The organism is Streptomyces sp. NPDC091280, assembly GCF_044768565.1.
GTDB lineage: Bacteria > Actinomycetota > Actinomycetes > Streptomycetales > Streptomycetaceae > Streptomyces.
Genome location: NZ_JBIVUZ010000006.1, coordinates 253,228 through 270,353, shown reverse-complemented (window position 1 = coordinate 270,353; position 17,126 = coordinate 253,228). Strand labels below are relative to the sequence as shown.

Sequence of the window (17,126 nt, the reverse complement as noted above, 5' to 3'; positions counted from 1 at the left end):
ACCGGCGCGGCGCGCCCGCAGGGACCTACGCGACCTCGTGCGGCTCCGGGGCCGTACTGCTCGCGGTGCCTTCCGCGTCGGCCGGGGCGGCGGCCCGCTCCCGTCGGCGTCCGGTCAGCCAGGTGGCCAGCGGCTCGGTGTAGCGGGCGCTGAGCGGACCGACGACGACCAGGATCAGCACGTACGCCGTCGCCAGGGGGCCGAGGGAGGGTTCGATGCCGGCGGTGACGGCGAGGCCGGCGATGACGATGGAGAACTCGCCGCGGGCGACCAGCGTGCCGCCCGCCCGCCAGCGGCCCTTGGCGGAGATGCCCGCGCGGCGGGCCGCCCAGTACCCGGTGGCGATCTTCGTGCCCGCGGTGACGACCGCCAGGGCGAGCGCGGGCAGCAGGACGGGCGGGATGCTCGCCGGGTCGGTGTGCAGGCCGAAGAAGACGAAGAACACGGCGGCGAACAGGTCGCGCAGCGGGGAGAGCAGGTTGTGGGCGCCCTCCGCGGCTTCGCCGGAGAGGGCGATGCCGACCAGGAACGCGCCCACGGCGGCGGAGACCTGGAGCTGCTGGGCGAGGCCCGCGACCAGCAGGGTCAGGCCGAGGACGACCAGCAGCAGCTTCTCGGGGTCGTCGCTGGAGACGAAGCGGGAGATGTGCCGGCCGTAGCGCACCGCGACCAGCAGGACCAGGGCCGCCGCGCCGAGGGCGACGACGAGCGTGACGCTGCCGGAGGCGAGGCCGGTGCCGGCGAGCAGGGCGGTGATGATCGGGAGGTAGACGGCCATCGAGAGGTCTTCGAGGACGAGGATGCTCAGGATGACGGGGGTCTCGCGGTTGCCGAGGCGGCCCAGGTCGCCCAGGACCTTGGCGATGACGCCGGAGGAGGAGATCCAGGTGACCCCGGCCAGCACCACCGCGGCGACCGGTCCCCAGCCGAGCAGCAGCGCCATGGCGGCACCGGGCAGCGCGTTGAGGGCCGCGTCGACGAGACCCGCGCTGTACTGGGTCTTGAGGTTGGAGACGAGATCGCTGGCCGTGTACTCCAGGCCGAGCATCAGCAGCAGGAGGATGACACCGATCTCGGCGCCGATGGCGACGAACTCCTCGCTGGTGCCCAGGGGCAGCAGTCCGCCCTCGCCGAAGGCGAGACCGGCCAGGAGGTAGAGCGGTATCGGGGAGAACTGGAAGCGCGCGGCGAACCGGCCCAGCAGGCCGAGGGCCAGGATGATCGCGCCGAACTCGATCAGGAATCTCGCGGAGGAGTGCATCGCGCTCACTCCCGCCCGAGTATCGCGGCGGCCGACTCGACGCCCTCGCGGGTGCCGATCACGATCAGGGTGTCCCCGCCGGCCAGCCGGAAGTCCGGTGTCGGGGAGGGCACGGCCTCGGCCCGGCGCAGCACGGCCACGATCGAGACTCCGGTCTCGGTGCGCATCCGGGTCTCGCCCAGCACCCGCCCGTTCCAGTAGGAGAGCGCGGACAGCTGGATGCGCTCGGCGACCAGCCCCAGTTCGGTGGTGGACAGCAGGTTCGGGCTGTGGTGCTCGGGCAGCAGGGCGTCGACGAGCGCGGCCGTCTCCGTCGTGGTGAGCCGTACGGACAGGGCGCAGGCGTCGGGGTCGTCCGACCGGTAGGCGTTGAGGGTCCGCTCGCCGTCCCGGTGCGCGACCACCGACAGCACGCGGTGCTCACGTGTCGTCAGGTCGTACCGGACGCCGATCCCCGGCAGCGGCGTACTGCTCACGCGTGGAGTGCCCATGACCTCTCCCCCTGTTCCTCGCAGATCTCCGTGAACCTTACACGTTCTTGACCCTGCTTTAACAGCTCTTGACCAAAGCACCGCCACTGACCACGCATTTCGTCCTCGCCGCAACCAATCCGGTGGCTCGGCAGGAACGGATTACGCCCGGACATGTCCACACTGCGGAGGCCCTCGGTGAAAGAAGCAGTACATATCGGAAGAAAAGAGCCGGCCGGCCCCGACCTGGCGGAGCTGGTGGGCCGGGTCGCGCTCGGCGACGAGGACGCGTTCGCCGGTGTCTACGACGTCGTGGCGGGGCCGGTGCTGGGGGTCGTACGGTCCGTGCTGCGCGATCTGGCGCAGTCGGAGGAGGTGACACAGGAGGTGCTGGTGGAGGTGTGGCGGACCGCTCCGCGCTACCGGTCCGACCGGGGTACGGCGATCAACTGGATCCTCACGCTGGCCCATCGCCGTGCCATCGACCGGGTCCGCTCGGTGGACGCCGCGGCGGCCCGCGACCACAAGGCCGCGCTGCTGGACCGGCTGCCCGAGTACGACGAGGTGGCCGAGCACGTGGAGGCCCGGCTCGAACGGGAACAGGTGCGGCGCTGTCTGCGCACGCTGACCGAGTTGCAGCGCCAGGCCGTGACCCTGGCGTACTACCGCGGACTGACCTACCGCGAGGTCGCGGAGGCGCTGGCGCTTCCGCTGGGGACCGTGAAGACCCGACTGCGCGACGGACTCATCCGGCTGCGCGACTGCCTGGGAGTGACCGCGTGACGACCCCCGACCCGCACCTGCTGACCGGCGCCTACGCCCTGCACGCCCTGTCCGACGAGGAGAACGCGGCCTTCGAACGGCATCTGCCGGGCTGCGCGGCCTGCGCCCAGGAGGCCGCCGAACTCTCCGCCACCGCCGCCCGGCTGGCCCTCGCCGTCACCACGGCGCCCGCCCCCGAGCTGCGCGAACAGGTGCTGCGCCGGATCACCACGGTCCGCCAGGACACCCCCGGCAGGACACCGTCCCCGGCGCTCCCCGCGCGGTCCGGCCGGCGCGCCCGCGCGCTGTCCCGGTGGGCGCTCGCCGCCTGCCTCGCGGCGGCCACCGCGCTCGGCGGCACCGCCCTGTGGCAGCACCAGCAGGCCGACAACGCCCGTGCCCAGGCGCGCAGTTCACGGCAGACGGCGGAGGAGATCGCCTCCGTGCTGGCCGCGCCGGACGCCAGGACCCGGGCCGCCGTCCTGACCGGCGGCGCCACCGGTACCGTCGTCGTCTCGCGGGAGCGGGACCGGGCCGTGTTCGTCGTCTCCGGGATGGCCCGGCCGCCCGGCGGCAAGGTCTACCAGCTGTGGTTCGACGACGCCGGCACCATGCGGTCGGCGGGCCTGATGGACCCGGCGCGCGCCGACCAGGCCGTCCTGCTGCGCGGCGCGGTCGACGGCGCCTCGGGGCTGGGCGTCACCGTCGAACCGGACGGCGGTTCGACGACACCCACCTCCGCCCCGGTCGCCCTGCTGGCCTTCCCGACCTGAGAGGTTTTTCCGGAACCCGCGTCACACGCCGGCCGGAGGCGGGTCGAAGAAGTGGACGAGCAAGACGGACAACGGAAAGAGGAACGCCATGAGCACCCAGACCGCGCCGGCAGTCAAGGACCTCCCCACCAACCGCCTGCCCCAGACCACGACGGCCGTGTCCGGCGGCACTTCGGGAGCCGACCAGCCCGCCGCGAGCCGGGGCCGTACGTCCATCGCCGATGTCGTCGTCGTGAAGGTGGCGGGCATCGCCGCCCGGGAGATCCCCGGTGTGTACGACATGGGCGGCGGCCTCTCGCGGAGCATCGGCGCCGTGCGCGACCGGGTGCCCGGCGGCCGGCCCAACGTGGGGCGCGGGGTGAAGGTCGAGGTGGGCGAGCGGCAGACGGCCGTCGACCTGGACCTCGTCGTGGAGTACGGCGTGTCCGTGATGGACGTCGCGAGCGATGTCCGGGAGAACGTGATCGCGGCCGTGGAGCGCATCACCGGCCTTGAGGTGGTCGAGGTGAACGTCACGGTCAACGACGTCCACCTGCCCGAGGACGAGAACTCCGCGAACGCGGACGCGGCCCGCGTGGAGTAGCGCGTCCGAGCAGGGGCAGAAGGGGATCCGGGTGAGAGGTGGACGGGCATGAGCACACCGTTGGTAGGGATGATCGCCGGCATGGCCCTGGCGTTCGCGGGCTGGTTCGGCGGCTTCGGCGCCTTCCTGCTCGTGGCCGCGCTGGGCGCCCTGGGCTGGGCCGCGGGCCGCTGGGTCGAGGGCGGCGGCAGCGTCCGGGACGTACGGGACGCGTTCGAACGGAACCGTCGATGAGCGGCGCCGCGCGGCGCGGCACCACCACGGTGTCCGAGCGGGCGGTGCGCAGGATCGCCGAGCGGGCGGGCGCCGAGGCGCTGCCGGGGCGGGGCGACGCGCGGGCCTCGGCGTCCGTGCGCGGCCGGAGGGCGGAACTGTCCCTCGGGGTGACACTCCCCTACCCGGCTCCGCTCGCCGAGACGGTGCGCGAAGTCCAGCGCCATGTCGTCGAGCGCACACGGGAGTTGACGGGCCTTCAGGTACCGGCCGCCCGGGTCGGTGTCACCTCGCTCGCCGTGGTGACGTCCGCCGAAGCGGCCGTGCCGGAGCCTCGTGAGCGTCGTACGGCCCGGCGCTGGTGGTCCCGACGGCGGTTCCCCGTGGCCCTGTTGACCTCCGTCGCCGCCGTGGGGTGCGGTGCGCTCGCCTTCGACCTGGTGCGGGTCCACCTCGCGCACCGGGCCGCCGCGGGCTGGCGGGTCTCCGCCGTGCACTGGCTGTCCGCGCACGGGCCCGGCGACCCGGCCGTGGTCGTCGGGGGTGTGCTGCTGGCCCTGACCGGCGTCTGCATGGTGACGCTGGCGCTCACGCCGGGCCGGCGCCGTCAGTCACCGGTCCGCACCTCGGCGGACCGCGTCGACGCGGCGGTGGACCGTTCGGCGGTGGCGTCCCTGGTCCGCGACGCGGTGGGGGACGTGCCCGGTGTCGGAGCGGTACGGGTGCGGGTGCGGCGCGGGCGGGTCACCGTGCGGGCCGGGCTCGCGTTCGGCGACCGGTCGGCCGCGCGCCTGGCCGCCACGACCGCCGCCCAGGACACTCTGGACGCCTGTCTCCTGGGCCGTGCCCCCCGCCTGCGGGTCACGGTCGTACCCGAGCCGGCCTGGCAGCCGCCCGCGCCGAAGACGACGGACGCCACCGCACCCGTCCCCCTGTCCGTGTCCGTGCGTGCGGCGGGAGGTGACGTCTGATGCGCTCCATCCGTACGGCCGTGGACCGGGCGGCCCTGGGGGCCGTAGGAGTGGCGCTGCTGCTCGGGGGTGTCTGGCTCGCCGCCGGTGATCGCGCGCTCGCGCAGCGGCTGCCGGCCTGGTGGCCCGCTCCGGCGGCCGGGACCGTCCTGCTGGACGGGGACCGGCTGGCGCGGTGGCGCGGGGCGGGCTGGTGGACGCCCGCCGTCATGGCGGCGGCGATCGGACTGACCGTGCTGTTCGCGTGGCTGTCCCTGGCGCGGCTGCGCCGGGCCGGCACGGGCCGGCGGCTCGCCCTGCCCGCCCCGGGCTGCACGGTGCGGCCCCAGGCGCTGTCCGCCGCGCTGACGGAACGGGTCCTCGCCGTGCCGGGCGTCGTCGGCGGGCGGGCCCGGGTGACGCCCCGGCGGGGCAGGCGGCTGGAGGCGGACCTGCGGGTCCGGCTGGCGCCCGACACGCCTCCCGGCGCCGTCCTGCCCGCCCTGCGCGCGGTGGCGGCGGAGGCCGGACGGGCGGCGGAGCCGTACACCGTGCACACCAGGATCCGGCTGAGCGCCGCCGCGCACCGCATGCCCCATGTCCGCTGAGCCGTACGCCGGCCGGGCCCGCCGGGTGGCCGGGGTCCGGCCGCCCGCCGCCTGGTGGCCCGCGCTGCGGCGGACGCCGGTCGCACTGTGGAACGACGACATCACGGACTACGCGGCGGCGCTGACGTACTACGCGATCCTGGCCGTGCTCCCCGCGATGCTGGCGACGGTCCTGGGGTTCGGGATGATCAGCCCGGACACGGCGGAGGAGTTCATCAGCCATGTCGCCGCGTACGCCCCGGCCGACTCGGGTGCCGATCTGCACACCCTCCTGTCGCACGCCCTGACGGCGGACGGCACGGCCTGGCCGCTGCTCGTGACGGGTGCGGGCAGCGCGCTGTGGTCGGCCTCCAGCTATCTCGCCGTGTTCCGCCGCGCCCTGCACCGGATGCACCGCACCGAGGACCGGCGTTCGACCTGGCGCAAGGCGCACCGCATCGTGCTCACCGCGCTCGTGCTGCTCGGCCTGCTGCTCGTGGGCTCGCTCGCCCTGCTGCTGACCGGTCCGCTCGCGGAGGTCGTCGGCCGGACCTTCGGCATGGGCAGCACCGCCGCCCTCGCGTGGCGGCTGCTGCGCTGGCCGGTGCTGCTGTGCCTGGTGGCGCTCCTGGTCGTGGTCGTCTTCCACACCGGCCCGGCCGCCGCGCGCCGGCGCGGGCACAGCCTGCCCGGCGGCGCCCTGGCCGCCGCCCTGTGGCTGACGGTCTCGGCGGGCTTCTCGTCGTACGCCTCGACCCTCGGCACCTACAGCAGGCTCTACGGCTCGCTCTCGGGCATCGTCGTCTTCCTCGTCTGGCTGTGGCTGTCCAACCTGGCGCTGCTCACGGGGGCGCAGTTCGCCGCGGAACTGGCCGCGCCGGATGCCGGGTCACCCGGTCACAGCACGGGGAAGCCGGCCGTCCCGTAGGACTCCTCGGGGAACGGGTCCGGCGTGCCCGCCGGGTCGAGGAGGTGGGCGACGAGGGCCGCGGTGGTGTCGTGCCAGAGGCGGTGGCGGCGGATCATGGCGTGATCGCCGCCGCCGACGAAGGCCATCGCGGCACGGGTCGCCGTGGCCCGCGCGCGGCGCACGCAGTCGGCGGATTCGGTGGGTGAGGTGACGCGGTCCCGGTCGCCGTGCAGACACATGACGTACCGGCCGGCCGTCTGCTCCACCGGTTCGCCCGGCGGCCACCACGGCGCGAGCGCGACCACACCGCGCACCTGCGGGTGACCGGCGGCGCGCAGGGCGGCCCGGCCGCCCATCGAGTGGCCGAGCAGCACGGTCGGTACGGGGCCGGTCAGTTCGGCGAGTTCGTCCAGCGCCCGGCGGGTGTCCTGAGCGGGGTCGGCGCTCTCGCCGTTCCAGCCGCGCACGCGGTAGCGGGCCCGGGCGACGAGGACGTCGTCGCCGGACACCGCCCGCGCGAACGGGCCCATCCGCAGCGCGGCGAGCTGCCAGGGGCTGGTGGGACGGTGGCTCGTCTCCTGGCCGCCGTGCAGGACCAGGACGGCCGCCCGCGGCCGGGCCGGACGGTGCCGGACCAGCAGCGCGGGCGGCGGAAGTTCGGTCTCGTCCTGCTGCACCACGGTGTGCCCCCTGTTCCGGTGTTCCGGCCTGCCCGCGCCCCGCGGGTCGCGGTTCACGGAGATGATCCTCCCCCGTCCGGTCCCCCGCCCCGGCGCCGGGGCGGCCGGGGGAAGAAGCCGCTCGTGCGGGCCGTGTACGCGGCGTACCCGGGCCGGTCGGCCATGTGCCGCTCCAGCAGCCGTTTCCCGCTGCCCCGGGTCAGCAGCGCGCTCATCACCAGCGGGGAGACCAGGGACACGGTCGCCGCCGCCGACGAGTCGCAGACGAACAGGAACAGGCCCCACCAGACGCAGAAGTCCCCGAAGTAGTTGGGGTGCCGGGTCCACGCCCACAGTCCCCGGTCCATGATCCGGCCCCGGTGGGCGGGATCGGCCCGGAACCGGGCCAACTGGGCGTCCCCCACCGCCTCGAAGCCGACCCCGACCGCCCACAGCGCCGTACCGGCCGCCAGCAGCAGGGGCGAGGACGGGCCGGGCACGTACTGCGCGGCCTGCACGGGCAGCGACACCAGCCAGACGAGGGCGCCCTGCAACAGGTAGACGGTACGGAACGCGTACGCGTTCCGGCCGCCCGGCGCCTTGGCGAGCAGCGCCTCGTAGCGCGGGTCCTCGCCGTGCCCCCGGCCCCGGCGCGCGATGTGCGCGGCGAGCCGCAGCCCCCACACCGCCGTCAGTACGGTCACCAGCAGTCGTCGTACGGGATCGCCGTGCCCGGCGGAGGCCGCGAGGGTCACGGCGGCCACCGCCGTGAAGGCGATGCCCCAGGCGACGTCCACGATCCGGTGCATGCCCTTGCGGACCGCGACGGCGAAGGTCACGAGCATGACCGCGAGGGCAGCGGCGGCGGCCCATGCGAGGTTGAGCGCGAAGGCGCCCCAGGGGAAGCCGCTCACGACCGGCCCCCCGCGACGGGGTTCCCCTTGGTGAAGAGGTACTGCTGCACGTCGAGGTAGCCGGACCTGAACCCGGCCTCGGAGTAGGCCAGATAGAAGGTCCACAGGCGGCGGAAGACGGCGTCGAAGCCGAGTGCCTCGACGTCGTCGGTCCGCTCGGTGAACCGCTCGCGCCACAGCCGCAGCGTCTCCGCGTAGTGGGCGCCGAAGCCGTCGCGGCCGGCGAGTTCGAGCGCGGTGTGGTCGCGGACGGTCTCCTCGATCGCGCGGGTGGAGGGGATCAGGCCGCCGGGGAAGACGTACTTGTGGATCCAGGTGAAGGTGTCGCGGCTGGCGAGCATCCGCTCGTGCGGCATGGTGATGGCCTGGAGCGCCAACCGGCCGCCGGGGACCAGCCGTTGGTCCAGCGCGCGGAAGTACACGGGCCAGAACTCGGCGCCGACCGCCTCGATCATCTCCACGCTGACGACCGCGTCGTAGGTGCCGCGGGCCTCGCGGTAGTCGCGCAGTTCGACGCGGACGCGGTCGTCGAGTCCGGCCGCGCGCACCCGCTCCAGTGCCAGCCGCCGTTGCTCCGCGGAGAGGGTGAGCGAGGTGACGTGGGCGCCCCGGGCGGCGGCCCGCAGGGCGAGTTCGCCCCAGCCGGTGCCGATCTCCAGCAGGCGGGTGCCCGCGCCGACGTCCGCGAGGTCGAGCAGCCGGTCGATCTTGCGGTGCTGAGCGGCGGCGAACAGGTCCCGGTGCGCGGGGAAGCCGCGGAAGACGGCGGCGGAGTAGCTGAGGGTGTCGTCGAGGAAGAGGGCGAACAGCTCGTTGGAGAGGTCGTAGTGGCGGCTGATGTTGGCGCGCGAACCGTCGGGGGTGTTGCGCTCGGCGTGCGGATGGCGTGGCGCCCACAGGGCACGCAGCCGTTGCAGCGGGGCCGGGATCAGGCCGCCGGCGTCCGTGGCGAGGACGGTGAGGGCGGCCACCAGGTCGGGGGCGTCCCACTCGCCGGCCATGTAGGACTCGCCGAACCCGACCAGGCCGCCGGTCCCGACGCGGGCGTGGAAGGCGGCGGGGTCACGCACCTCGATCAGCGGCCCGCCCAGCCCGACGTCCCCGGAACCGGCGAACCGGGCGCGCAGCGGCAGCCGCCCGAGGGCCCGCCGGACCAGGGCCGCGGTGACGGCCGTGCGGGGGCGGGAGGCGGCCGGTACGGAGGTGATGTCCGGCCAGCGGGCGGGCGCGGGTTCGCTCCGGGTGGCGGCGGTGTGCTGCCCGTCCGCGTCGTCGCGGGGCTCTGCTGTCCTCATGCTGTGGTCTCCGGGGTGCGGTGGTCGGGGCGGGGCTGGACGGGCAGTCCCCGCAGGTAGAGGCGGATGCCGTGGACGCGGATCGCGGCCGACACGGCGAGGGTGGACCAGGGGTGGCGCAGCGCCAGCCGCAGCAGGGCCGCGGTGCTCACGGCGTGCCGGGTGCCCCGGACGGTCGCGGTGAAGGCCCGGCCGCCCTCGCGGTCGAGGTGCACGGTCAGGTCGAGCCGGTCCGCGGGCCGCGGCAGGCGCATGCGGTAGCCGCCGTCGACGGGGAAGAACGGCGAGACGTAGAACGTCTTCTCGGCGCGCGCGATGCCGGAGCCGTCCGGGTGCAGCAGGTAGCTGTGCCGTCCGCCGTAGGTGTTGTGGACTTCCGCGACGACACAGCGTGTTCGGCCGTCCGGGCCGTGACACCAGTACAGGGTCAGGGGGTTGAACACGTACCCGAGCACCCGTGCGTGGGTGAGCATCAGCACCCGGCCGCCGTCGAGGTGGATGCCGTGCCCGGCGAGGAAGTCGTCGAGTCCGGCCCGGATCGAGGGCCGGTCGCCGGTGAAGTGGTCGCGCGGGTCGAACCGGGCCAACGGGCGCAGCAGGTAGGGCAGTCGGGGCGGGTGGTCGGGGTCGACGAGCCACATGTAGGTGCGGTGGCGCAGCGTGTACCGCCGGGGCGCGGTGCGCACATGGGCGATCGTGCAGGTGTAGAGGGCGGGTTCGGTGGTCACCAGCGCACCCCCAGTGCCGCGGCGGCCTCCACGCCCGACCGGCAGCCGTCCTCGTGGAAGCCCCAGCCATGGTAGGCGCCCGCGAACGCGCAGACGTCGGTGGCCAGTTCGGGCAGGTGCTGCTGCGCGGCCACCGACTCCGGTGTGTAGACGGGGTGTTCGTAGACCATGCGGGCCAGTACCCGGTCGGGGTCGACCCGGTCCTCGCCGCCGAGGGTGACCACGAAGGTCTCGGCGGCGTCGAGGCGTTGCAGCCGGTTCATGTCGTAACTCACCCGCACCCGGCCGGAGTCGGCGGTGCAGGAAGGCATCAGGTAGTTCCAGGACGCGCGGGCGCCGGGCGCGCGGGGCAGCAGCCGGGTGTCGGTGTGCAGGAGGGTGGTGTTGCGGGAGTAGCGGAACGCGCCGAGCACCTCGCGCTCCCGCCCGGTCGGGTCGGCGAGCAGGCGCAGCGCCTGGTCGGGGTGGACGGCGACGACCACCGCGTCGTACGACTGCGTGGTGCCGTCCTCGGCGGTGACGTCGGCGCCGTCCGCGTGGCGGCGCACGGCGCGGACCGGGGTGCCGGTGCGGATCTCGCCGGTCCCGCCGAGGTGCTTGGCGATCCGGTCGACGTAGGAGCGCGAGCCGCCGGTGACCGTCCGCCACACCGGCGAGCCGCCGACCGAGAGCATGCCGTGGTGCTCCAGGAACCTGAACAGGTAGGCCGCCGGGTAGCGTTGGGCGGTGACGGCGTCGCAGGACCACACGGCCGACACCACCGGTGCCATGAAGTGGCTGCGGAAATAGGCGGAGTAGCCCTCGCGGTCCATGAACTCGCCCAGGGTGAGCGCCTGTCCGGAGTCCTCGGCGAGCAGTCGGCGGGCGGCGCGGTGGAAGGCGGGCACCTCGGCCAGCAGCCGCAGATAGGGGCCGCGCACGAGGTTGCGGGGCCGCGCGAACAGTCCGGCCGGGCCGCGCGCGCCCGCGTACTCCAGACCGCAGCCCTCGCACCGTACCGACATGCTCATCTCCGACTCCTGGGTGGCGACGCCGAGTTCGTCGAAGAGCCGCAGCAGCCGCGGGTAGGTGCGCCGGTTGTGCACGATGAACCCGGAGTCGACGCGGTGCACCCGCCCGTCGTACGGCGAGGTCAGCTCGTGGGTGTGCGCGTGCCCGCCGAGCCGGTCGTCGGCCTCGTAGAGGGTGACGTGACCGGCACCGCCCAGGATGTACGCGGCGGTCAGCCCCGCCACCCCGGAACCGATCACGGCCGTCCGCCGCCCCGAAGCCCCAGCCGTCCGCTCCATCGCCCGCCTCCCGTCGCGCCCCCTCGGAAACGGGGGTCCGCGCGTAATCCGGAGCAGGTCGGGCGGCGGATTGGCCACGATCGCCGACGATCCCCGGCGGGTGAGGCCGGGCCGGGCTTCAGCGGCCTGAGCCGCCCCCGCGCGGCAGCCGGTCAGGATCGGAGAAGCCGCCGCCCGCTCCCCGTCCTAGCCTGGATCCACCGGCGAAATCCGCCGGAGCACGCTGCACGGAGGAGCTCGCCATGACCGACGGCCTGAACACGATCATCTACCCCGTCAAGGACCTGGAGCGCGCGAAGGCCCTGTTCGGCGCCCTGCTGGGGGTCGAGCCGTACGCGGACGAGGCGTACTACGTCGGCTACAAGGCGGCCGGGCAGGACGTCGGTCTGGACCCGAACGGGCACGCCCGGGGCATGACCGGGCCGGTGCCGTACTGGACGGTGGACGACATCCGCACGCGGCTCGCGGCGATGGTGGAGGCGGGGGCCGAGCTGGTCCAGGACGTCCAGGACGTCGGCGGCGGCAAGCTGATCGCCTTCGTGAAGGACGCGGACGGGAACTTCGTCGGGCTGACGCAGAATCCGGCCGCCTGACACCGCCGGCGCAGCTCCGGTCACCGCGCGCGCTGCTTGCACACACACTAGTTGCAGACTCAACGATTGGCCGGATCGGTGTTACCGTGCGGACATGGCGGTGAAGTCGGCCGGAGCCCGGCAGCTAGAGGACCAGTGGCGGGACATCCTGTCCGTGCACGCGCGCACGATGTGCGAGATCGACCGTGTGCTGCACCCGCACGGACTGGGCGCGAGCGACTTCGAGGTGCTGGACATGCTCGCCTCCCAGGCGCCCCGGGACGGCGACCAGTGCCGGGTGCAGAACCTGGTCGGCCGGGTCCATCTCAGCCAGAGCGCGCTCTCCCGCCTCATCGGCCGGCTGGAGAAGGACGGCCTGGTGGAACGCTCCGTGTGCGTCGAGGACCGCCGCGGGGTGTGGGTCGCGCTGACCCGCAAGGGCCGTGACCTGCACACGCGGGTGCTGCCGCTGCAACGGGACGTGCTGGCGCGGATGTTGGGCGACACGGGGCGATAGCCGCCGCCCGGCTCACACCACGAACCCGGCTCCGTCCATGAGCACTTCGGCCCCCGCCCCGGTCACCGGTGCCCACGCCGTCGAGTCGGGGTCGAGCAGCGGGTTCGTGTGGTCGAGGTGGGTGTAGATCCGGCGGACCCCGGCATGACGGGCGAGAGCGGCGAGGCTGCCGCCGGGGCCGGTGACCGGCAGCTGTCCGGTCCCCGCGTCGTCCGCGTCGAAGAAGGTGCCGTCCAGCACCGCGCAGTCCGCCGTCTCCAGCAGGTCGTCCAGGGCGGGGGTCCAGGCGGCGACGCGCGGTGCGTAGACGAACGCCCCGCCGGTCGCCAGGTCCTCGACGCGGTACGCGACCGTCCAGCGGTCGTCCGGCCGGCGGGAGGGCGGCACGTACGCGGGCGGCCTGTCGCCCACCGGACGGGCCGTGACGACCAGCCCTCCGGCCAGCACGAACCCGCCGTCGGCGAGGCTGTCGGCCCACTGCCAGGGGGCGTAGCGGTCCAGGACGGCCCGCGCCGGGGCGAGCGCGGCGAGGACGGGCCGCGGGGCGTACACCTTGAGGTCCGCCGCTCCGCGCAGCGCGGTCAGCCCCGTCGCGTGGTGCGGCTCGGCGTCGGTGAGCAGCACACCGCGCACGGGGGTGTCGCGCGGGCCGGGTCCCGGCCGGAGGGCGGTGGTCGCGGCGACCTGGACGCGGACGTCGGGCGAGGCGTTGAGCAGCCACCAGTCGCGCGCGTTGCCGGTGACGGCCACGCAGTCCTGGGTGCGCGAGGGGAGTTTCCCGTCGCGGGCGGCGGCGCACAGCGCGCAGGCGCAGTTCCACTGCGGGAAACCGCCACCGGCGGCGGTACCGAGCAGGACGACCCTCACGACGATCGCGCCCCCTTGCAGGATCGGCATCGGCTTCGGAGCCGGAATCGGAGCCCGAATCGGAATCGACTCGGCGAATCTCCCCGGGGGATCTTTCCTCCGAAACAGGCCGGACTACCGCGCCGCAGGGGACAGTTCCGGCCGATCTCCGTCACCGGGTCGGAACTCCGGCGGGCCGCCCCGACCGGATCCCCCGAAAGGGTGATGCCGGGTCAACCGGGGGTCGTGCGGAGGCACGTGCGAGCGGCATGTGCCTCGACCGCCGTCCGGGTTCATCACTCGTCGTGACCGATGGCGGGTAGCTGTACGCACGGAACGTGACGGGGCGGAGGCGTTCCGTCATCCGTGCGACAGGAGAGAAGGCACCATGTCGGTCGAGACCGGTACCGGGCCCGAGGCGGGCGCAGAGGAGCGGGAACAGCAGAGCCTCGGCACCGCCGCGGCACGCACCCTGGCGACCACGACCAAGTCCGAACCTCAGATGCAGGGCATCAGTTCCCGCTGGCTGACGCGCATGCTGCCCTGGGTGAACGTGCCCGGCGGCACCTATCGCGTCAACCGCCGGCTGTCGTACACGCGCGGCGACGGACGCGTGACGTTCGTGCAGACCGGCGCGCAGGTGCGGGTCGTCCCGGCCGAGTTGACCGAACTGCCGCTGCTGCGCGGCTTCGCCGACGACGAGGCGCTGAGCGCGCTGGCCGAGCGGTTCGAGCAACGCGACTACGCGGCGGGGCAGTTGATCGTCCAGTCGGGCCAGCCGGCCGACTCGGTGTTCCTGGTCGCGCACGGCAAGGTGGAGCAGCTCGGGGAGGGGCCCTACGGCGACGAGGCGGTCGTCGGGCTGCTGGCCGACGGGGACACCTTCGGCGGACAGGTGCTCGCCGAAGGCGACGGCGCCTGGGAGTTCACGGCACGCGCGGCGACCGCCACCACCGTGCTGGCGCTGCCGCACGCGGCGTACCAGGCGGTCGCGGACCGGCACGCGGAGCTGCGCGCGCATGTCGAGGCGCGGGCCGGGGACGAGCCCGGTCCGCTCAACACCTTCGGCGAGGCGGCGATCGCGCTCAGCGCCGGGCATGTGGGCGAGCCGGACCTGCCGGGCACGTTCGTCGACTACGACCTCGCGCCGCGCGAGTACGAACTCAGCGTCGCGCAGACCGTGTTGAAGGTGCACAGCCGTGTCACCGACCTCTACAACCAGCCGATGAACCAGACCCAGCAGCAACTCCGGCTCACCGTCGAGGCCTTGCGTGAACGGCAGGAGAACGAGCTGGTCAACAACCGGGACTTCGGGCTGCTCCACAACGCCGACTACGACCAGCGGATCTCCACCCACTCCGGGCCGCCGACCCCCGACGACCTGGACGAGCTGCTGAGCATGCGGCGCGACACCCGTTTCCTGTTCGCGCATCCGCGGGCCATCGCCGCGTTCGGCCGCGAGTGCAACAAACGGGGCGTCTACTTCAGCGGCATCGACGTCGGCGGCCACCATCTGCCGGCCTGGCGCGGGGTACCGCTCCTGCCGTGCGGCAAGATCCCGGTCAGCGCGTCCCGTACGTCGTCGATCATCGCGATGCGCACCGGCGAGGACGACCAGGGCGTGATCGGCCTCTACCAGACGGGCATCCCGGACGAGCTCGAACCGGGCCTCAACGTACGGTTCATGGGCATCAACGAGCAGGCGATCATCTCCTACCTGGTGAGTACCTACTTCTCGGCGGCGGTCCTGGTACCGGACGCGATCGGCATTCTGGAGAACGTGGAGGTCTCCCGCCGGGACGGCAACTGACAGTGGGACACGGCTAGTTCACGAACGCGTCGAGCCGTGCCGCGTCCGGCGCGGTCGCCGGACCCGACGCGGTGACGGCCAGCGCGGCGCCCGCGTTGGCCCGGCGGGCAGCGGCCACCGGGTCGAGCCCCCGGGCCAGCGCGGCCATGAACACACCGGTGTGCGCGTCGCCCGCGCCATTGAGGTCGACGGCGTCCACGGCGAACCCGGGGACTCCGACCAGAAGTCCGTCCCGGCCGACGACACACCCGTCGGGACCGGTACGGACCAGCACCGAGCCACGCCCCAGGCGGGATCGGAGAGCACGGGCGGCCTCGGCCGGGTCGTCGAGACCGGTGAGCGACGCGGCCTCGCGGGCGTTGCAGCTCCACCAGTCGGCGCGCGCGAGCAGCAACTCCAGTGCGGCGCCCGGGATTTCGGCCACCAGCGGGCCCGGGTCGGCGACCAGCGTGACGGCCGGGTCCAGTCGCGGCAGCAGGTCGAGCAGGGCGGCCCGGTTGCTGTCGTGCAGCAGGCTGTATCCGGTGACGTACACCAAGTCGCCCGCGGCGGGCCGGAGTTCGGCGAGGTCGGCGGCGGTGAGGGTGGCCTCGGCGCCGGGGCTGGTGACGAAGGTGCGCTCACCGCCCGCGTCGACCAGGCACACCACGAACCCGGTGTCCGCCGCCGGGCGCGGGGCGAGGAGCACGTCGATGCCCTCGGCCCGCAGCGCGGCCCGGGCCCGCTCCCCGCAGGGCCCGGTGCCGTGCGCTCCGGCGTAGGTCACGGGGAGTCCCTGCCGGGCAGCGGCGGCCATGACGTTGAAGCCACCGCCGGGGGTGCGTTCGGCGCGCGTGGCGAGGACGTCACCACCGCGTTCGGGGAGGGCCGGGACCGCCAGGACGAGGTCCACGACGACGTTGCCCAGGTGCCAGAGCCGTGCGCTCATGTCCGCTCCCGCAGCTCCAGCAGGGCCGCCGCCGTCACGTCGAGGTCGAGTCCCGGGTTGACGCGGTGAAGCGTCTCCCGCGCGTCGGCCGGGAAGGCGTCCACGCCGTGGCAGGCGCCGCCGACGGCGCCCGCGACGGCGGCGATGGTGTCGCAGTCGCCGCCGACCGACGCGGCGAGCAGTGCGGCGCGCCAGGGGTCGTCGGGGCAGGAGGCCAGGACGGCGAAGGCGGCCGGTACGGACTCCTGGGTGGCGAGGCTCGTCCCGACCAGCGCGTAGACCCGCTCGCAGACCTGGTCCGCCGTGAGCCCCCGGACGAGGCCGGTCGCCCAGACGATCCGTTCGGCGACGTCCGCGGCGGCCACCCAGTGTCCGCGCCCCGCCGCCGACCGGGCCGCCGCCACGGCCGCTTCGATCGCCTCGGGGACCGACGCCCCGTCAAGTCCCGTGCTCACGGCGGCGGCCACCGCCGCCGCACCGGCGAGGGCGACCCCGGTGTTGTGGGTGAGGCTGCTCGCCTCCACCACCCGGTCCACCAGTGCGGCCGGGTCCGCCGCCGGCGCGGCGATGCCCAGGGGGGCGATGCGCATCGCCGCGCCGTTGGTGGTGCCGTGGCGGCCCACCTCGTCGACGGGGGTGCCCGCGAGGACCTGCTCCACGGCCCGCTTGGTGGAGGGTCCGAGGAGGTCGAGCGAGCCCCGGGCCCGCATGTCGTCCTCCCAGGCGACCAGGCGCCGGGCCAGTTCCGCCGGGTCCACGCGGCCCTTGCCGTCGAGCAGCAACTCGGCCAGCAGCAGGGCCTGTTCGGTGTCGTCGGTGACGGCTCCTGCGGGCATTCCGGCGGCCAGGGGATGGTCGGCGTCGGCCGCGTGGAAGCCGGTGAGGAAGGGGCCGTAGCGGGCCGTGATCTGTGGGCGGGAGAGCATTTGGGTGGGCATGCCGAGGGCGTCGCCGAGGGCGAGTCCGTGGAGGGCTCCGGTGGCACGGCTCTGGAGGGTCATGGGTGCTTTCCTGGGCGCGATCGGCGGTTGTTCACCGGTTCGGCGGTTTCGGCGGTTT

20 protein-coding genes are annotated in these 17,126 nt (G+C 74.2%); 10 read left to right on the top strand and 10 right to left on the bottom strand.

The window, feature by feature from the left end; translation table 11 throughout:
- Positions 1–25: 25 nt before the first annotated feature.
- A complete protein-coding gene (locus tag ACIQPR_RS20035) occupies positions 26–1,261 on the bottom strand; it encodes a cation:proton antiporter (RefSeq protein WP_403650031.1) in 1,236 nt (411 codons plus the stop codon).
- Positions 1,262–1,266: 5 nt separating this feature from the next.
- Positions 1,267–1,752, bottom strand: a complete 486-nt coding sequence (locus tag ACIQPR_RS20030) for a cation:proton antiporter regulatory subunit (RefSeq protein WP_403650028.1) — start codon at positions 1,750–1,752, stop codon at positions 1,267–1,269.
- Between the two features lie 177 nt (positions 1,753–1,929).
- Here ACIQPR_RS20030 and sigK point away from each other — a divergent pair, with 177 nt between their 5' ends.
- From sigK to ACIQPR_RS19995, 7 genes are all read left to right on the top strand, one after another.
- The gene (gene sigK / locus ACIQPR_RS20025) at positions 1,930–2,514 is read left to right on the top strand and encodes an ECF RNA polymerase sigma factor SigK (protein WP_403650025.1); all 585 of its coding nucleotides are present in this window, start codon (positions 1,930–1,932) and stop codon (positions 2,512–2,514) included.
- Positions 2,511–3,266: an anti-sigma factor domain-containing protein gene (locus ACIQPR_RS20020; RefSeq protein ID WP_403650022.1), complete on the top strand. Its 756-nt coding sequence runs from the start codon at positions 2,511–2,513 to the stop codon at positions 3,264–3,266. The genes sigK and ACIQPR_RS20020 overlap by 4 nt, the downstream gene beginning before the upstream one ends.
- Positions 3,267–3,354: 88 nt before the next feature.
- Positions 3,355–3,849, top strand: a complete 495-nt coding sequence (locus ACIQPR_RS20015) for an Asp23/Gls24 family envelope stress response protein (RefSeq protein ID WP_403650020.1) — start codon at positions 3,355–3,357, stop codon at positions 3,847–3,849.
- Positions 3,850–3,897: 48 nt separating this feature from the next.
- Positions 3,898–4,083: a hypothetical protein gene (locus ACIQPR_RS20010; protein WP_403650017.1), complete on the top strand. Its 186-nt coding sequence runs from the start codon at positions 3,898–3,900 to the stop codon at positions 4,081–4,083.
- Positions 4,080–5,033: a DUF6286 domain-containing Asp23/Gls24 family envelope stress response protein gene (locus tag ACIQPR_RS20005; RefSeq protein ID WP_403650014.1), complete on the top strand. Its 954-nt coding sequence runs from the start codon at positions 4,080–4,082 to the stop codon at positions 5,031–5,033. Before ACIQPR_RS20010 ends, ACIQPR_RS20005 begins: the two co-directional genes overlap by 4 nt.
- Positions 5,033–5,620 carry a hypothetical protein gene (locus ACIQPR_RS20000; protein ID WP_403650011.1) on the top strand — a complete coding sequence of 196 codons (588 nt, stop codon included), beginning with the start codon at positions 5,033–5,035 and terminating at the stop codon, positions 5,618–5,620. The genes ACIQPR_RS20005 and ACIQPR_RS20000 overlap by 1 nt, the downstream gene beginning before the upstream one ends.
- On the top strand, positions 5,610–6,527 hold the full coding sequence (locus ACIQPR_RS19995; protein ID WP_403650009.1) for a YihY/virulence factor BrkB family protein: 918 nt from the start codon (positions 5,610–5,612) through the stop codon (positions 6,525–6,527). The genes ACIQPR_RS20000 and ACIQPR_RS19995 overlap by 11 nt, the downstream gene beginning before the upstream one ends.
- Here the strand turns inward: ACIQPR_RS19995 and ACIQPR_RS19990 are convergent.
- From ACIQPR_RS19990 to ACIQPR_RS19970, 5 genes are read right to left on the bottom strand one after another with little or no spacing between them, the layout of a single operon-like run.
- Entirely contained in the window at positions 6,497–7,189 is a 693-nt protein-coding gene (locus ACIQPR_RS19990; protein ID WP_403650625.1) for an alpha/beta hydrolase, read from the bottom strand. The genes ACIQPR_RS19995 and ACIQPR_RS19990 overlap by 31 nt on opposite strands.
- Positions 7,190–7,242: 53 nt before the next feature.
- Positions 7,243–8,082 carry a DUF1295 domain-containing protein gene (locus ACIQPR_RS19985; protein ID WP_403650006.1) on the bottom strand — a complete coding sequence of 280 codons (840 nt, stop codon included), beginning with the start codon at positions 8,080–8,082 and terminating at the stop codon, positions 7,243–7,245.
- Entirely contained in the window at positions 8,079–9,377 is a 1,299-nt protein-coding gene (locus tag ACIQPR_RS19980) for a class I SAM-dependent methyltransferase (protein WP_403650003.1), read from the bottom strand. The genes ACIQPR_RS19985 and ACIQPR_RS19980 overlap by 4 nt, the downstream gene beginning before the upstream one ends.
- The gene (locus tag ACIQPR_RS19975; protein WP_403650000.1) at positions 9,374–10,105 is read right to left on the bottom strand and encodes a DUF1365 domain-containing protein; all 732 of its coding nucleotides are present in this window, start codon (positions 10,103–10,105) and stop codon (positions 9,374–9,376) included. The genes ACIQPR_RS19980 and ACIQPR_RS19975 overlap by 4 nt, the downstream gene beginning before the upstream one ends.
- Positions 10,102–11,394: an NAD(P)/FAD-dependent oxidoreductase gene (locus ACIQPR_RS19970; protein ID WP_403649996.1), complete on the bottom strand. Its 1,293-nt coding sequence runs from the start codon at positions 11,392–11,394 to the stop codon at positions 10,102–10,104. The genes ACIQPR_RS19975 and ACIQPR_RS19970 overlap by 4 nt, the downstream gene beginning before the upstream one ends.
- A gap of 242 nt (positions 11,395–11,636) precedes the next feature.
- Between ACIQPR_RS19970 and ACIQPR_RS19965 the strand changes: the two genes are divergently transcribed.
- Both ACIQPR_RS19965 and ACIQPR_RS19960 read left to right on the top strand, forming a co-directional pair.
- Positions 11,637–11,987 carry a VOC family protein gene (locus ACIQPR_RS19965; protein ID WP_403649993.1) on the top strand — a complete coding sequence of 117 codons (351 nt, stop codon included), beginning with the start codon at positions 11,637–11,639 and terminating at the stop codon, positions 11,985–11,987.
- Positions 11,988–12,081: 94 nt separating this feature from the next.
- Positions 12,082–12,483, top strand: a complete 402-nt coding sequence (locus tag ACIQPR_RS19960; RefSeq protein ID WP_403649990.1) for a MarR family winged helix-turn-helix transcriptional regulator — start codon at positions 12,082–12,084, stop codon at positions 12,481–12,483.
- Positions 12,484–12,495: 12 nt separating this feature from the next.
- Here ACIQPR_RS19960 and pqqB read toward each other — a convergent pair whose 3' ends face one another.
- The gene (gene pqqB, locus ACIQPR_RS19955; protein WP_403649987.1) at positions 12,496–13,350 is read right to left on the bottom strand and encodes a pyrroloquinoline quinone biosynthesis protein PqqB; all 855 of its coding nucleotides are present in this window, start codon (positions 13,348–13,350) and stop codon (positions 12,496–12,498) included.
- Positions 13,351–13,717: 367 nt separating this feature from the next.
- Here pqqB and ACIQPR_RS19950 point away from each other — a divergent pair, with 367 nt between their 5' ends.
- Positions 13,718–15,139, top strand: coding sequence for a family 2B encapsulin nanocompartment shell protein (locus ACIQPR_RS19950; protein WP_403649984.1), 1,422 nt, complete (start codon positions 13,718–13,720; stop codon positions 15,137–15,139).
- Between the two features lie 13 nt (positions 15,140–15,152).
- Here ACIQPR_RS19950 and ACIQPR_RS19945 read toward each other — a convergent pair whose 3' ends face one another.
- Both ACIQPR_RS19945 and ACIQPR_RS19940 read right to left on the bottom strand, forming a co-directional pair.
- Positions 15,153–16,067 carry a PfkB family carbohydrate kinase gene (locus tag ACIQPR_RS19945; protein ID WP_403649982.1) on the bottom strand — a complete coding sequence of 305 codons (915 nt, stop codon included), beginning with the start codon at positions 16,065–16,067 and terminating at the stop codon, positions 15,153–15,155.
- Positions 16,064–17,068: an ADP-ribosylglycohydrolase family protein gene (locus ACIQPR_RS19940; RefSeq protein WP_403649980.1), complete on the bottom strand. Its 1,005-nt coding sequence runs from the start codon at positions 17,066–17,068 to the stop codon at positions 16,064–16,066. Before ACIQPR_RS19940 ends, ACIQPR_RS19945 begins: the two co-directional genes overlap by 4 nt.
- Positions 17,069–17,126 lie beyond the last annotated feature (58 nt).

Coding starts and splice junctions, on each gene's coding strand:
- ACIQPR_RS20035 (WP_403650031.1), bottom strand. CDS start 1,261: ATGCACTCCTCCGCGAGATTCCTGATCGAGTTCGGCGCGATCATCCTG.
- ACIQPR_RS20030 (WP_403650028.1), bottom strand. CDS start 1,752: ATGGGCACTCCACGCGTGAGCAGTACGCCGCTGCCGGGGATCGGCGTC.
- ACIQPR_RS20015 (WP_403650020.1), top strand. CDS start 3,355: ATGAGCACCCAGACCGCGCCGGCAGTCAAGGACCTCCCCACCAACCGC.
- ACIQPR_RS20010 (WP_403650017.1), top strand. CDS start 3,898: ATGAGCACACCGTTGGTAGGGATGATCGCCGGCATGGCCCTGGCGTTC.
- ACIQPR_RS20005 (WP_403650014.1), top strand. CDS start 4,080: ATGAGCGGCGCCGCGCGGCGCGGCACCACCACGGTGTCCGAGCGGGCG.
- ACIQPR_RS20000 (WP_403650011.1), top strand. CDS start 5,033: ATGCGCTCCATCCGTACGGCCGTGGACCGGGCGGCCCTGGGGGCCGTA.
- ACIQPR_RS19995 (WP_403650009.1), top strand. CDS start 5,610: ATGTCCGCTGAGCCGTACGCCGGCCGGGCCCGCCGGGTGGCCGGGGTC.
- ACIQPR_RS19980 (WP_403650003.1), bottom strand. CDS start 9,377: ATGAGGACAGCAGAGCCCCGCGACGACGCGGACGGGCAGCACACCGCC.
- ACIQPR_RS19970 (WP_403649996.1), bottom strand. CDS start 11,394: ATGGAGCGGACGGCTGGGGCTTCGGGGCGGCGGACGGCCGTGATCGGT.
- ACIQPR_RS19965 (WP_403649993.1), top strand. CDS start 11,637: ATGACCGACGGCCTGAACACGATCATCTACCCCGTCAAGGACCTGGAG.
- ACIQPR_RS19960 (WP_403649990.1), top strand. CDS start 12,082: ATGGCGGTGAAGTCGGCCGGAGCCCGGCAGCTAGAGGACCAGTGGCGG.
- ACIQPR_RS19950 (WP_403649984.1), top strand. CDS start 13,718: ATGTCGGTCGAGACCGGTACCGGGCCCGAGGCGGGCGCAGAGGAGCGG.
- ACIQPR_RS19945 (WP_403649982.1), bottom strand. CDS start 16,067: ATGAGCGCACGGCTCTGGCACCTGGGCAACGTCGTCGTGGACCTCGTC.
- ACIQPR_RS19940 (WP_403649980.1), bottom strand. CDS start 17,068: ATGACCCTCCAGAGCCGTGCCACCGGAGCCCTCCACGGACTCGCCCTC.